Below are 13,808 nucleotides of genomic sequence, written 5' to 3' on the forward strand. Positions count from 1 at the left end.
TGACGGATGAGCGAGCACATCGAGTACGAGGCGCGAACGGTCCGGCCGTATGCCGTGACCGGTGGCCGCGTGCGCTCGGCGCGCTCCGACCTGCCGCTCGAGGCGTTGGTCGAGGTGATGCCGGGTGCCGTGTCCGGTCAAGGTCTCCCGCCTGAGAAGCGGGCGATCATCCAGCATGCCGCCCACAACTACATCTCTGTGGCCGAGCTCTCGGCCCTCCTTCACCTGCCGCTCGGCGTGGTCCGGATCCTCGTGTCCGACCTTGCCGACCAGCAGTACGTGCGCGTGCACACCTCGCAGCCGGTCGACGTCAACACCGGTGAGTCCCCCGCCCTGTCCCTGAGCGTGCTGGAGAGTGTTCTCAATGGCATTTCCGCCCTCTGACGCCGCTGTGGCCGCTCCGGCGGGTCCGGCGGGGTCCGTTGCCCCCACTGTCGTCAAGATCGTCGTTGCAGGCGGCTTCGCCGTCGGCAAGACGACCTTCATCGGGTCCATCTCGGACATCGAGCCTCTCAACACCGAGGCCGCGATGACCGAGCACTCTGTCGGCGTCGACGACGCCGGCGGTGTGTCGGACCGCAAGACCACCACCACGGTCGCGATGGACTTCGGTCGCATCGCGCTGCCGGGGTCGCTGTGGCTGTACCTGTTCGGCACGCCTGGCCAGGACCGGTTCCTGTTCATGTGGGACGACCTGGTCCGCGGCGCCATCGGTGCCGTGGTGCTCGTGGACACCGACCGCCTGGACCAGTGCTTCCCGGCCGTCGACTACTTCGAGAGCCGTGGCATCCCGTTCGTCGTCGGCGTGAACTGCTTCGACGGCGTCGCCAAGCACCAGCTGGACGACGTCCGCGAGGCGCTCGCGATCCCGGCGCACGTGCCGGTGCTCTACACGGACGCCCGCTCGCGCGCGGCGACCAAGCAGGCCCTGATCTCCCTCGTGCAGCTCGCCATGGAGCGTCTGCGCAGCCGGTGATCCCGGACTGACCACCGACGGCCGGCCCCTCGCGGGTGCCGGCCGTCGGGGTGCGGCGCCGCCGCTGCTGTCGGCGCGCGCACGACCGGTCCGCGTCGACAAGGTCGTCGACGCGGGCACCGCCGGTCCGCGTCGACAGAGCCGTCGGCGTGGGCATACCGGTCCGCGTCGACGAGGTCGTCGGCACGGGCATACCGGTCCGCGTCGACAAGGTCGTCGGCGCGGGCATCACCGGACCACCCGTACGTCGGGACGCCGGTGCTTGCGTGATCATGGACGGGTGCCTGCCGACGTCCGCGCTCCCGGCCCTCGTGGTGAGGTCGGGCTGCGGCTCGTGCCTCGTCCCAGGAGCGCCCCGGACGACGGCGCGCCCTGCCGTCGTCGGGTGTACGCCGACGGGACCGCCCTGACGCGTTACCTGGCGGGCGCACCGTGCCGCGCGGAGTGGCTCGCGTGGACCGTCCTGCACGAGCGGGAGCTCGTGACGACTCCGCTCGGCATGACCGAGCTGCGGTGCACGGCCCGCCCGCGGGGCGTCGAGGCGCACGGTGTGGCGCACGACGTCGCCGAGCGGGTGGAGGTGGTGCGGTTCTCCGACCAGACCCTCCGGGCGGCGAGCCTGGTGGCAGGTGTGCTGCGGCCGTTCACCGCGCTGCATGCCGGTGCGGCGATCGCCCACCCGGACGTCGGTGCGGTGGTGACGTACGACGTCCGGCTCGCGCAGGTCGCGGCGCTGTACCTGCTCGACGTGGTGAGCCCGGGTCTGTCGGACCGGTGGTGGGAGGACGACGGGCGCCCGTAGGCACTGTCGTCGAGGGTCGTCGCGCACATAGGTTCAGGTCGTGAGCGCCATCGAGCACCTGACCCGTGAGGAGCGGGTGGCGCGCGGCAAGGCGGCCCGCACCGTCCTGCCGCTGGAGGCCCTGGCCGACGCCGGGCCTACCGACGGCCGGCCCGACCCGCTGGACCTGCTCGAGCAGCAGGCGGAGCACCGTGTCCCGGAGCTCGTCCCGCTGCGGTACGGGCGGATGTCGGAGTCGCCGTTCGCGTTCTACCGGGGCTCCGCCCTCGTGATGGCGCACGACCTCGCGAAGGCGCCGTCGAGCGGTCTGCGCTCCCAGCTCTGCGGTGACGCGCACCTGAGCAACTTCGGTGTGTTCGGCTCACCGGAGCGGCGGCTGCTGTTCGACGCGAACGACTTCGACGAGACCTTGCCCGGCCCGTTCGAGTGGGACGTGAAGCGGCTCCTGGCGAGCGCGGAGCTCGCCGGGCGGGCCAACGAGTTCCACCGCAAGGAGCGGCGCCAGCTGGTGCTCGGCGCCGCGAGGGCCTACCGCGAGGCGGTGCGGGAGTTCGCCCGGCAGCCCATGCTGGCGGTCTGGTACGCGCACGCGTCGGTCGACGACATGATGGACGAGATCCTCACGTCGCTCCCCGGGAAGTCGGCGCGCCGGACCCGGGCGACGGTCTCCAAGGCGCGTTCCAGCGACCACCTCAAGGCCGTGGAGAAGCTGACGGCCGTGGTCGGCGGGCACCGCAGGTTCGTCGCGGACCCGCCGCTGCTGGTGCCGCTGCGCGACCTGATGGAGGAGAACCACGCGGCCCTGCGCATGCACGACCTGCTCGTGGCCTATCGCACGTCCCTCCAGGACGACCGGCGGCACCTGCTCGAGCAGTACCGGCTCGTCGACATGGCGCGCAAGGTCGTCGGCGTGGGAAGCGTGGGGACCCGGGCGTGGATCATGCTCCTGCAGGGCACCGACGAGGACGACCTGATCGTCCTGCAGGCCAAGGAGGCCCAGGCGTCCGTCCTGGAGGAGTTCGCCGGGGCCAGCGACTACGGGAACCACGCGCAGCGCGTGGTGGAAGGCCAGCGGCTCATGCAGGCGGCCAGCGACATCTTCCTCGGCTGGCAGCGCGAGACGGGCGTCGACGACGTCGAGCGCGACTTCTACATCCGCCAGCTGCGGGACTGGAAGGGCTCGCTCCCCGTCGACCAGATGATCCCGGCCGGGATGACCCGGTACGCCGAGCTGTGCGCGTGGAGCCTCGCACGGGCGCACAGCCGGTCCGGTGACCGCGTCGCGATCGGCGCGTACCTCGGGTCCTCCGAGCGCGCCGACGAGGCGCTCGCCGACTACGCCGTCACCTACGCCGACCGGATCGAGGGTGACCACGCCCGGCTCGTCGCGGCGATCGACAGCGGCCGGCTGCCCGCCGTGAAGGACGTCTGACGGGCGCGCCGGGTCACGCCGGGGAGCGCACCTGACCGACGAGGCCGCGGCGGCGGAGCCGGCCTGGCCGGTGAAGGCGCTGGTCAGCGCCGCGAATGTCCAGGCCAGAAGTGGTTGCTGCTAGGGTCCGCTGCACCGGGAGGGCTGTCTGAGCGGCCGAAAGAGACGGTCTTGAAAACCGTTGGGGCGGGACAACCCCGTCCTCGTGGGTTCGAATCCCACGCCCTCCGCCGAAGGTTCGGGCGGGCCTCTGCGAACGCACAGCGACGACCGGGTGCGACCGCGCCGGAGCAGGACGACCGGGAGAGCGTCGACGTCGCCTGGTCGCCGGCGGCGTTCAGGAGGCGGTCTCGGCCGCCGATGATGTGGAGGTGAGGTCCTCGCGTGTCGTCGTCGCAGCCGTCGTGGCTGCACTGGTCGCCGTCGTGGCGTGCGGGTGCTCCGGACCGGAGCCGCGCGTCGTCCCGGACGTGACCGGCCAACGGCTCGACGTGGCGGAGGACATGCTCGAGGACGCCGGCTTCGATCACGTCTTCGCCCACCGTGTCGCCGGTGGAGTACTGGTCCACTGGTCGAGCTGGGCGGTCGTGGACCAGGTGCAAGAGGCAGGTTCGCGGCCCGACCCCGACGACGAGATCGAGCTCAAGGTGAGCCCGCTCGACCACGCCGAGACTCTCGAGCTGCTGCCCGACGATGCCGCGGTGCGCCCTGAGGTCGAGCACGCGGTCGGGTCACGCCCCACGGCACCCGCCCCGAGCCCGAGCCCGTCCGTCGACCCCTGCACCGCACCGACCTTCGTGGTGACCTGGGCGAGAGTGTCGGGCTGGACCACCGACGACCCGACCGTCGTCGGTGCCCACGCGGTGGTCGACGTCACCGTCACCAACCGGTCGTCGGAGGACGTCAAGGTCGCCGACTTCGATGTGCGGGTCGACGGCTGGAACTTCGTCCACACCGGGTACTACACGATGCCCGACGGCGTGCAGCCCTGGACGATCCCCGGCCAGTTCGGCCCCACCCTGTACGGACAGGTGCTCGCCGCCGGCGAGTCCGCCGTCGCGCGCGCCGGCCAGTACGGCGACGACCGGCCGAGCCGCGACCCGCAGGACGCGTCGTTCGTGGTGACGGAAGGGGTGTACCGGTTCGTCGACGACGACGTGAACGCCAGATGCCTCGGAGGTCCTGGCCAGTACGCAGGAGTCGGTCAGGTCGCGCCCGTCGACCTTCCTCGACCGACCGAGGTCGAGATCGACGACTCGACGCGCTGAGGGCCGCGAACCGGGGCGCGGACACTCGTCGGGCAGCCGCACCACTCGCGCTCACGCCCCACCGACGCGGCATGCGCTAGCGTGACGCGCCAGAGGCGTCCGGGCGGACCGGATCCGCCTCGGACCTGCGGAGGGGCAGCGCGCGATGACGTCGTCGGGACGACCACGGGCGACGGTCGTCGTCCCCACCTACGACCGGAGCGACGAGCTCCGCGCGACGCTGGCGTCGCTCGCGGCGCAGGACCTGCCCCGGGACGAGTTCGAGGTCGTGGTCGCCGACGACGGGTCGACGGACGACACCGCCGCCGTGGTCCGGTCGTTCTCGTCGGTGCTCAACCTGAAGTACCACTTCCAGGAGGACCGGGGAGCGCGCGTCGCGGCGGCTCGCAACGCGGGTGCCCGGCTGGCCTCGGCCCCCGTCCTCGTGTTCACGGACTCGGGCACGCTCGCGGGGCCGGGGTTCGTGCGGGCGCACCTCGCGGAGCACGCGTCAGCGACCGAGGGCAGCCGCCCGGTCGCCGTCATCGGGTACACCTACGGCTACCGCCCGTTCGACCCGACGCCCGGCCTGCTCGACGCGGTCGCGACCCTCGATCCGGCCCAGGTGCACGCCCGCTACGGCGACAGCGCGTCGTTCCAGGACTGCCGGCACGCCGAGTACGCGTCCGTCGGCTTCGACGTCGAGGCGCTGCCGCTGCCGTGGATCATGGCGTGGGCGGTGAACCTGTCGGTCGGCACGGAGGAATTCTGGCGCGCCGGAGGGTTCGACGAGTCGTTCCAGGGCTGGGGCGTCGAGGACCTCGACCTGGGGCTGCGGCTGCGCAAGGCCGGTGTGCGGTTCGTCGTCGGTCGCGCCGCCTGGGCCATCGAGACGCCGCACGAGCGTGACCCTGCCGGCCATGCGGCGAGCGTGACCAGCAACGCCCTCCAGCTGCACGGCAAGTTCCCCGAGCCGGAGACCGAGGTCAACTGGTCCTGGTTCGCCACGGGCGCGTGGCTCGTCGAGGACTGCTCGGCGCCGCTGCACGAGCAGTACGGCGCGGTCCTCGACTGGCGCGACGCCGTGCGGGACGTGCAGGTCGAGGCGGAGATCGAGGCGGCCCTGCGTGACCTGCCGAGCGGGTCGACCGTCGCGGTGCTGGGGTGCGGATCCGCCGTGCCGCCGTCGCTGCCTGACGACGCGGTGCTCCTCGACTTCGACGCCGACGCCCTGGCGTCGCTGCCCGCCGGTCTCCCGCAGGCCAGGCACCACGCCCTCGGGCTGCGCACGGTCCTGCCGGACGGGGCCGTGGACGTCGTGCTGGTCACGAGCCGGCTCCGCGGGGTCTGGGACCAGTACGGCGACCTCATCGAGGCGGAGGCCCGCCGGGTGGGCCGGACGCTGCGGGTCAGCGCGGACGTGCCGAGGGCCGGCGGGCCGGGGGAGGGCGCGCCGGGGGCCGGCGTGCCGAGGGCCGGCGTGCTGGGGTCCTGACCCGGCTGTCCGGCCACGCCCGGGGACCCGTCAGCCGGAACGTGCCGGCGCGGCCGGCCGGTGGTCCCGCACGGGCCGTCGACCCCGTGCCGGTCGCCGGGACTTGAGGTGCGGTTCCAGCACGAGCGCCGCGGCGGCCGCGGCGACGAGCACGCCGGCGACCAGCGCGGTGTTCCGCAGTCCGCCGTGGGACGGGAGCAGGAGAGCGCCGACGAGCGCTCCGGCGGCGACGCTCGCGTTGAAGACGGCGCTGTGCGCGGCGGCCGACACCTCGGTCCGGCCGGGGGCGACGTGCAGGACGCGGTTCGCCATCGCGGTGATCATCAGCATCATCGCCGCCCCGAACAGGGCGAGGAGGAGCGTCGAGACGACCCGGTTCCGGCCGCACAGGTAGAGCCCGATCGACGAGAGGGCGAGCAGCCACGTCGGGACGGTCATGGCAGCGCGCGGCCAGCGGTCGAGCAAGGTCGCGCCGACCGCGAGCACCACCACTCCCGCGGCGCCTCGCACGAGGAGCAGCGGCCCGACGGCGTCCTCGCTGAACCCCGTGACGTCGGTCAGGAACGGCACGGTGTACGTCGACGAGACGGACAGCCCGGTGATGGCGAGAGCCGTCGCGACGAGCAGCAGCGTGTACCGCCGGGTGTCCGGTGCGGCGGCGTGCGCGGTGTGCTCCTCACCGGGCCGGACGTTCGGCAGGCTGACCGCCACGACGACCATCGCGACCAGGCCGAGCACGGTGAGGGCGAAGAAGGCGACGCGCCACCCGGACTGTGCGCCGATCCACGCTCCGACGGGCACGCCGACGACGGTCGCGAGCGCGCTGGCCCCGAACACGGCGGTGACGACCCGACCGCGCACCTGCGGGGCGAACAGGCTCGTCGCCGTCACGACCGCGACCGCCCAGAACACCGCGTGCGCGAGCGCGGTCACCACCCGGCCGGCGAGCATCACCGGGTAGCCGGTCGCGAGGGCGGACGCGAGCGTGGCGGCGACGAAGACCGCGAGCAGCCCCGTGAGGACGTACCGGCGGGGGATGTTGCGGGTGGCGCGGGTGAGGGGCACCGAGACGACCGCGACGGTCAGGCCGTAGCCGCTGACGAGCAGGCCGGTGGCCGACAGGGAGGTGTGCAGGTCGGCGGCGATCAGCGGCAGCAGGCCCGAAGGCAGGTTCTCGGTCGTGACGAAGCAGAACGTGGCGACGAGCAGCGCCGCGAGCGCAGCGAACCGCGCGCGCGACGGTGGCGGGGCCGACTCCGCCGGCGTCAGCTGCACCGGTCCAGGATCCGTTCGAGGTAACCCTCGTAGGTGTGGTTCGCCTCGACGTGGCCCCGCAGGCCGGCCGCCGCGAGGTGGAGCTCGGCGGTGTTCCGCAGCGCGTCGTCGACGGCGGTACGCAGCGCGACGACGTCGGTGGTGCCGACCACACGGCAGGCCGGCGAGTCGGGGACCTGGTCGGCGAGGACCTCCGACACGATGACCGGCTTGCCCACGGTGAGCGCCTGGGCGAGCGCGCCGGAGGCACCGCCGAACCCGGCGAACTCCTCCTGGTAGGGGAACACCACGACGGCGGCGCCGCTGATGACCTCGCCGAGCCGATCCCGGGAGATCCAGCCGGACTCCCAGTCGACGCGCGTCCGCGGGTGCTCCCGCCGGATGCGCTCCTCGACCCCGTCGTACTGCTGGCCCAGGATCTTGACCGTCGGACCGTCGGCGAGGGCGGACAGCAGCACGTCGACACCCTTGTCGGACCGGGCGCTGCCGATGGACAGCACGTACGGCTCCTGGTCGCCGGCGGGCCTCGGGGCCTCGAACCAGTGCGCGACCTCGGCGCGCGTCGCGGTCGGCCACCCGGTGCGCAGCACGGCGTGGGGGTCCATGAACTCGTGGGCCTGCCGTTCGCCGACGCGGGTGTTCACCACGAACACGGCGTCGCCGGCGCGCGCGCGCACCATGTCCGCCAGCCGCTGCGTGCCCGTGAGCTGCCCGGCCGCGTCGGCAGCGAAGTACCCCGGCCGGTGCAGCGCGTGGACGTGGCGAAGACCGGTCGAGGGTCCGGGCCAGGCCGGATAGTTCTCGTCGAAGTAGCAGTTCAGGAACAGGTCGGTGCCGTGGTCGGCCGCGTCCCGGACCGCCGACGCGAGGTTCGCCGGGTCCACCGACTGCGAGTACGGCAGCTTCGCACCGGTCGAGCTCGGCGACGCACCGGCCACCGGCCGGTGCACCACGCCGGCGCACAGCCGGTGGCCCGTGAGGTACGACGGCGGGCAGTACAGCCGCGTGCCGTCCTGGCCGTCCTGGCCGTCCTGGCCGTCCGAGAGCGTCGCGGCCGCGTTGGCGAGGCCGACGACGAAGTCCGGGTGGTGGCCCAGCACCGTGTCCGTGAAGTCGTCGAACAGCGCGATCCGGGTCATGAGCCGGCCGCCGGGCGCGTAGTGCCCGCGGTGTCGGCCGTGACCGGCCCGGCGACGACCGGCCCGGCGACGATCGGCATGACGGCGGACCCGGCGGCGACCGTGTCCAGCGCCGACATCACCACGTCCACGGGCACGGGGACGAGCGGGCGTCCGTGCTCGTCGGCGAGCGGTCGGCCCAGCGCCTCGAGCAGGACCATGGGGACCGTGTCCCGGGAGGTGCGCACGTAGCCGCGCTTGTTGTCGGTCGCCAGCACCGCGCGCACGCGGTCGGGGTCGAACCCGACGGCCCAGGCCGGTGCGGGGTCGAGCTGGAGCCAGCTGACCACGTCGTAGTGCCGTTCCACGTCGTCGTCCGCGAGGTGCCCGAGCGCCTGGCTGACCTCGGCGGCCACGAGCATCCCCCAGGCCACCGCCTCCCCGTGGGTGGTGCGGCCGCCGGAGAGGAACTCCAGGGCGTGGCCCACGGTGTGGCCGTACTCGAAGATGAGCGCCTCGCGCCGTTCCCGCGGGTCGGACGCCAGGTAGGGCCGCTTCGCGGCGCAGCCGATGTCGAGGAGCTCGAGCAGGGCGGCGGTGGGCTCGTCCCGGAGCCGGTCGAGCGCGCGCCGCAGCCCGGGCTGCCGCTCGGGCACCACGGCGAGGACGTTCTTCGCCATCTCCGCGGCGCCCGTGAGCAGCTGCCCGTGGGGCACCGAGGTCAGCCAGCGCAGGTCGCAGGCGATCAGCGTGGGTGCGTGGTAGGCGCCCGCGAGGTTCTTGCCGGCGCTCAGGTTCACCGCCTGCTTGACGGACAGGACCGAGTCGAAGGCCGCGACCGGCGTGGTCGGCAGGTGCACGAGGCGGATGCCGCGGAACAGCAGCGACGCGGCGAGCCCGGCGACGTTCCCGACCATGCCGCCGCCCATGCCCGCGACCACGGTGCGCCGGGTCGCGTGGTGCGCGACGGCGTGGTCGACGATGCTCTCGACGAGCGAGAGCGTCTTGCGCGGCTCGCCCGCCTCGACGGCGATCGTGGTGACCGGGACCCGGCGGCGCAGCTCCTCCACCACCGGGGCGGCATGCTCGGCGACGGCCGCGTCGTGGACGAGCACCACCAGGTCGGCACCGGGCACCAGGTCGACGAGGGCGGCGACGAGCTCCCTGGTGACGTCGACCCCGTACAGGTAGGGGACGTCGGTGCCGTCGAGCGGGATCTCTTGCCTGAGCACAGCTCACCCCTCAAAGTTGTCCAGCGGGAGTTGGGCGCGCGCCCAGTGGGAACGCTGCCACAGTAGCGACGTGCATGGTACGTTGCGCCGGATTTGGGCGAAGTCGCAGGTCTCACCGGGTGCGGACGAGGGAGCCGAGCTGTGACCGAGGACGGGCGTGGAACAACCGCGGTGGAGGTCGTGGTCGTCGGCGGCTGCGGGCGCGTCGGCCTGCCGCTCGGTGTCGCGCTCGCGTCCCGCGGCCTGTCGGTGGTGCTGCACGACGTCAACGAGGCAGCCGTCGCCACCGTGAACCGCGGGGTGCTCCCGTTCGACGAGCCCGGTGCGGCCGTGCCCCTCGCGGACGCCGTGCGCGACGAGCGCCTGCGCGCGACGACCGACCCGTCGTCCGTCGCGCTCGGCGACGCGGTCGTGGTGATCGTCGGGACGCCGGTGGACGAGCACCTCAACCCGGACGTCGGCGCGGTGCCGCGCACGGTCGGGCGGTGCGCCGAGCACCTGCGGGACGGTCAGCTGCTCGTCCTGCGCAGCACGGTGCACCCTGGCGTCACGGCGCTCACCGAGAAGGTGCTCGCCGACCGTGGGCTCGACCTCGACGTCGCGTTCTGCCCCGAACGGATCGCCGAGGGCAAGGCCATGACCGAGCTGTTCGACCTGCCGCAGCTCGTCGCGGCGCGCACGGAGCGTGCCTACGTCCGGGCCGAGGCGCTGTTCGGGCGGCTCACCGGGCAGACGGTGCGGCTCTCGCCCGAGGAGGCCGAGCTCGCCAAGCTGTTCACCAACACGTGGCGCTACGTCAAGTTCGCGACGGCCAACCAGTTCTGGATGATGGCGAACGACGCGGGCCTGGACTTCGACCGCATCCGTGCCGCGCTGGCCCACGACTACCCGCGCGCGGCGGACATGCCGGGACCGGGGTTCGCCGCCGGGCCGTGCCTGCTCAAGGACACCATGCAGCTCGCGGCGTTCACCCGGAACAACTTCGTGCTCGGCCACGCCGCGATGCTCGTGAACGAGGGTCTGCCGCTCTACCTGGTCTCCCGGCTGGAGATGCGCTACGACCTGTCCGAGCTCGTGGTCGGGGTGCTCGGCATGGCGTTCAAGGCGGGCAGCGACGACACCCGCGCCAGCCTCGCGTTCAAGCTGCGCAAGATCCTCGCGGTCCGCGCGAAGGAGACGCTGTGCACGGACCCGTACGTCGTCGACGACCGCTTCCTGCCCCTCGACGAGGTGCTGCGACGTGCCGACCTGCTGGTGATCGCCGCACCGCACCCGGAGTACCGGGACCTGCCCACCGACAAGCCCGTCGCCGACCTGTGGGGTCTGACCGGCGCCGGGACACGCATCTGAGACGACGGGACACACGTTGACCAAGGTTCTGATCTCCGGCTCGGCCGGCTTCATCGGCGGCTACCTGGTCCAGGAGCTGCTGGGACGCGGCTTCGAGGTCGTCGGCGTCGACAACTTCTCCAAGTACGGACCCGTGACGCACGCCTACGACGACCACCCGGCGTACCGGCTGGTCGAGGGCGACGCCCGGGACGTCGACCTGCTGCGCGAGCTGCTCGTGGGCTGCGACCACTTCGTCGCGGGGGCCGCGATGATCGGCGGCATCTCCTACTTCCACACGTACGCGTACGACCTGCTGGCCACGAACGAGCGGATCATGGCGTCGACCTGCGACGCCGCCATCGAGGCCCACCGGACGGGCACGCTGCGCAAGCTGACGTACGTGTCATCGTCGATGGTCTACGAGTCGACGACCGAGTGGCCGTCCAAGGAGGGCGACGAGCGGCTCGTGCCGCCCCCGTCGTCGAGCTACGGCTTCCAGAAGCTCGCCGTCGAGTACTACGCGCGCGCGGCGTGGGACCAGCACGGCCTGCCGTACACGATCGTCCGGCCCTTCAACTGCGTGGGCGTCGGCGAGGGCCGTGCGGCCGGCGAGGTCGAGGTGCTGTCGGGCAACGTCAAGCTCGCGATGTCGCACGTGGTGCCCGACCTGGTGCAGAAGATCCTCAAGGGCCAGGACCCGCTGCACCTGCTCGGCGACGGCTCGCAGGTGCGGCACTACACGTACGGCGGCGACCTGGCCCGTGGCATCGCGGACACCCTGGAGCACCCGGCGGCCCTCAACGACCACTTCAACCTGTCGACGGCCGCGTCGACCACCGTCGCCGACCTCGCCGAGGTGGTCTGGCGCAAGATCAAGGGACCGGACGTGCCGTTCCGGTTCGTCAGCGACGAGCCGTTCGAGCACGACGTCCAGCGCCGCATCCCCGACGTGACGAAGGCCCGCGAGGTCCTCGGCTTCGAGGCGACGACGACGCTCGACGAGATGCTCGACGAGGTCATCCCCTGGGTGACGCGGGCGGTCGAGGAGGGGCGGCTCTAGCCGTCGTCAGGCGTCCCGTCGTCGACGGGTGACGTCAGGCGGACGGTCCTCGCCGGCAACCGTCTCAGAAGCGGTGCGAGCGCGCCCAGGCGACGGCCTCGGCCCGCGTGGAGACGCCGATCTTGCGGTAGATGGACCGCACCTGGGACTTCACCGTGTTGCGGGTGACCCACAGCTGGCGGGCGATCTCCTCGAGCGTCACGTCCTGACGGAGCTCGGCGAGGACGATGCGCTCGCGGCTGGTCAGCGTCGACTCGTCGTCCGTGAGGACGGTCGGGTTCTCGGTGGTCATGGTCATGGTCATCTGTTCCTCCCCCAGAGGAGCGGCGTCTCCTTCGGACCCCTGGACGAGAGATTCGTCCGGACAGGGGCGACGTCGCACCGGTACAGATAGTTATCGGCGGTTTCCCGCGGTTGATGAGCCCACGCGACTGCTCGACGGGTGCACGTTGTGTGTCGGTGTGGGTGAGACGGGTGAAAGGGGCGAACGGTTCAATGCGGGCCCCATCCGGCTCCCGAGGCCCTCGGAGGCGACCGGACGTACGCTCGACGGGTCGCTGACGACGACGGCGTCGACGAGGAGGACCGCATGGACACCCACGGCGAGCACACCCCGGACGAGCGGTCCGAGACGGAGGGCGAGCGGATCCGTGCCGCGGGCCTCGCAGGTGGGCGCCCGGACCGGGACGACGAGTCGGAGAGCGCCCGGATCCGTGCCGCCGGCCTTCCTGGCGAGCGGGCCGACGCGGCCGCCGAGGCCGAGGCGGCGACGACGGACGCCCACAAGATCCGGGCGGACGACCTGCCCGGGGACGAGACCGGCGACGACGTCGACCTGACGACGGACGCGGAGAAGATCCGCCCGGACGGCGTGGACTAGGGACTGCGGTCAGGCGCTCGGTCGCGCTCGGCCACGTCATGACCCGGCGGCCCGATCTCACCCGGCTGCCCGGTGCAATCACGATGAGCTCGCGGCCGCCGGACCGTAGGGTCCCCGAGTGCACACCCTCCCCGACTCGTTCGCCCCCGAAGCCGTGACGGCCGTCGACGCACTGCTCGACGAGGTCGTCGGGCAGGAGGGCGTCGCGATCCTCGCAGCCGTCGAGAGCGGCAGCCGGGCGTGGGGCTTCCCGTCGCCCGACAGCGACTACGACTGCCGGTTCGTGTACGTGCGCCGGTTGACGGCGTACCTGGACCCGTGGCCGGCGCGCGACGTGGTCGAGCGCGCCCCGGACGCCGTCCTCGACGTCAACGGGTGGGACCTGCGCAAGGCCGTCGGCCTGCTCGTCAAGGGCAACGCGGTGATCACCGAGTGGATCCGCTCACCGCTGGTGTACCGGGCGGTGCCGGGGTTCACGGACGAGTTCCTGGCGCTCGCGGACGAGGTGGCGGACCGGGCGCTCGTCGGGCGGCACTACCAGGGGGTCGGCCGTGGCCAGTGGCAGCGGTTCCTCTCCCCGGACGGCGAGATGCCGCTGAAGAAGACGTTCTACGCCCTGCGTCCCGCGCTGGCGCTCCGATGGCTCGACCTGCACCCCGGGGCGGCGATCCCGCCGATGGACCTGCCGACCCTCGTCGCGGGCGCGGACCTGCCGGCGGTGGTCGTGGAGGCGGTCGAGGCGCTCGTCGAGCAGAAGGCCCTGGGGCGCGAGATGCGGACCGGACCGGTGCCGCCGGTCCTGCGGCGGGTCGTCGAGCACGAGCTGCGGGATCGGGACTGGCTCGACGTGCGCCGGACGGAGGAGGGTCTCCGGTCCGCCCGGCGGTCCACGGCGGCGTACTTCGTGTCGGCGGTCGAGCGCTACGCCCCGAGCTGAGCGCCGCCCGACCGGCGTCAGG

General features: G+C 72.7%; 14 protein-coding genes and 1 tRNA gene. 11 read left to right on the plus strand and 4 right to left on the minus strand.

Annotation, left to right across the window (positions count from 1 at the left end):
- The first annotated feature begins 6 nt into the window (after window positions 1-6).
- From ACVW07_RS12525 to ACVW07_RS12555, 7 genes are all read left to right on the plus strand, one after another.
- On the plus strand, window positions 7-384 hold the full coding sequence (locus ACVW07_RS12525) for a DUF742 domain-containing protein (protein WP_203758244.1): 378 nt from the start codon (window positions 7-9) through the stop codon (window positions 382-384).
- The gene (locus ACVW07_RS12530) at window positions 365-976 is read left to right on the plus strand and encodes a GTP-binding protein (protein WP_456819569.1); all 612 of its coding nucleotides are present in this window, start codon (window positions 365-367) and stop codon (window positions 974-976) included. Before ACVW07_RS12525 ends, ACVW07_RS12530 begins: the two co-directional genes overlap by 20 nt.
- A 280-nt stretch (window positions 977-1,256) precedes the next feature.
- Entirely contained in the window at window positions 1,257-1,778 is a 522-nt protein-coding gene (locus tag ACVW07_RS12535) for a hypothetical protein (RefSeq protein WP_456819570.1), read from the plus strand.
- 40 nt (window positions 1,779-1,818) lie between these two features.
- Complete coding sequence (locus ACVW07_RS12540; protein WP_456819571.1) at window positions 1,819-3,210, plus strand: DUF2252 domain-containing protein; 1,392 nt, start codon at window positions 1,819-1,821, stop codon at window positions 3,208-3,210.
- A gap of 138 nt (window positions 3,211-3,348) precedes the next feature.
- A tRNA-Ser gene (locus ACVW07_RS12545) sits at window positions 3,349-3,440 on the plus strand.
- A gap of 141 nt (window positions 3,441-3,581) precedes the next feature.
- Entirely contained in the window at window positions 3,582-4,478 is an 897-nt protein-coding gene (locus ACVW07_RS12550; RefSeq protein WP_456819572.1) for a PASTA domain-containing protein, read from the plus strand.
- A gap of 145 nt (window positions 4,479-4,623) precedes the next feature.
- A complete protein-coding gene (locus tag ACVW07_RS12555) occupies window positions 4,624-5,952 on the plus strand; it encodes a glycosyltransferase (protein ID WP_456819573.1) in 1,329 nt (442 codons plus the stop codon).
- A 30-nt stretch (window positions 5,953-5,982) separates the two neighbouring features.
- Here ACVW07_RS12555 and ACVW07_RS12560 read toward each other — a convergent pair whose 3' ends face one another.
- Genes ACVW07_RS12560 through ACVW07_RS12570 form a run of 3 tightly spaced genes read right to left on the minus strand, consistent with a single transcriptional unit; the run spans window position 5,983 to window position 9,577 of the window.
- A complete protein-coding gene (locus ACVW07_RS12560) occupies window positions 5,983-7,227 on the minus strand; it encodes an MFS transporter (protein ID WP_456819574.1) in 1,245 nt (414 codons plus the stop codon).
- On the minus strand, window positions 7,218-8,366 hold the full coding sequence (locus ACVW07_RS12565) for a glycosyltransferase (RefSeq protein ID WP_456819575.1): 1,149 nt from the start codon (window positions 8,364-8,366) through the stop codon (window positions 7,218-7,220). Before ACVW07_RS12565 ends, ACVW07_RS12560 begins: the two co-directional genes overlap by 10 nt.
- The gene (locus ACVW07_RS12570; RefSeq protein WP_456819576.1) at window positions 8,363-9,577 is read right to left on the minus strand and encodes a 3-dehydroquinate synthase family protein; all 1,215 of its coding nucleotides are present in this window, start codon (window positions 9,575-9,577) and stop codon (window positions 8,363-8,365) included. The genes ACVW07_RS12565 and ACVW07_RS12570 overlap by 4 nt, the downstream gene beginning before the upstream one ends.
- Window positions 9,578-9,718: 141 nt before the next feature.
- Between ACVW07_RS12570 and ACVW07_RS12575 the strand changes: the two genes are divergently transcribed.
- A complete protein-coding gene (locus tag ACVW07_RS12575) occupies window positions 9,719-10,927 on the plus strand; it encodes a nucleotide sugar dehydrogenase (protein WP_456819577.1) in 1,209 nt (402 codons plus the stop codon).
- A 16-nt stretch (window positions 10,928-10,943) separates the two neighbouring features.
- Window positions 10,944-11,969 (plus strand): NAD-dependent epimerase/dehydratase family protein, encoded by a 1,026-nt coding sequence (locus tag ACVW07_RS12580; RefSeq protein WP_456819578.1) that lies wholly within the window; start codon window positions 10,944-10,946, stop codon window positions 11,967-11,969.
- A gap of 64 nt (window positions 11,970-12,033) precedes the next feature.
- Here ACVW07_RS12580 and ACVW07_RS12585 read toward each other — a convergent pair whose 3' ends face one another.
- Window positions 12,034-12,273, minus strand: a complete 240-nt coding sequence (locus ACVW07_RS12585) for a LuxR C-terminal-related transcriptional regulator (RefSeq protein WP_456819579.1) — start codon at window positions 12,271-12,273, stop codon at window positions 12,034-12,036.
- 285 nt (window positions 12,274-12,558) lie between these two features.
- On the opposite strand from ACVW07_RS12585, the gene ACVW07_RS12590 reads away from it, so the two are divergent.
- Entirely contained in the window at window positions 12,559-12,849 is a 291-nt protein-coding gene (locus ACVW07_RS12590) for a hypothetical protein (RefSeq protein WP_456819580.1), read from the plus strand.
- Between the two features lie 118 nt (window positions 12,850-12,967).
- Window positions 12,968-13,786, plus strand: a complete 819-nt coding sequence (locus tag ACVW07_RS12595) for a nucleotidyltransferase domain-containing protein (RefSeq protein WP_456819581.1) — start codon at window positions 12,968-12,970, stop codon at window positions 13,784-13,786.
- Window positions 13,787-13,808 lie beyond the last annotated feature (22 nt).

It is taken from the genome of Cellulomonas sp. URHB0016, assembly GCF_054057935.1.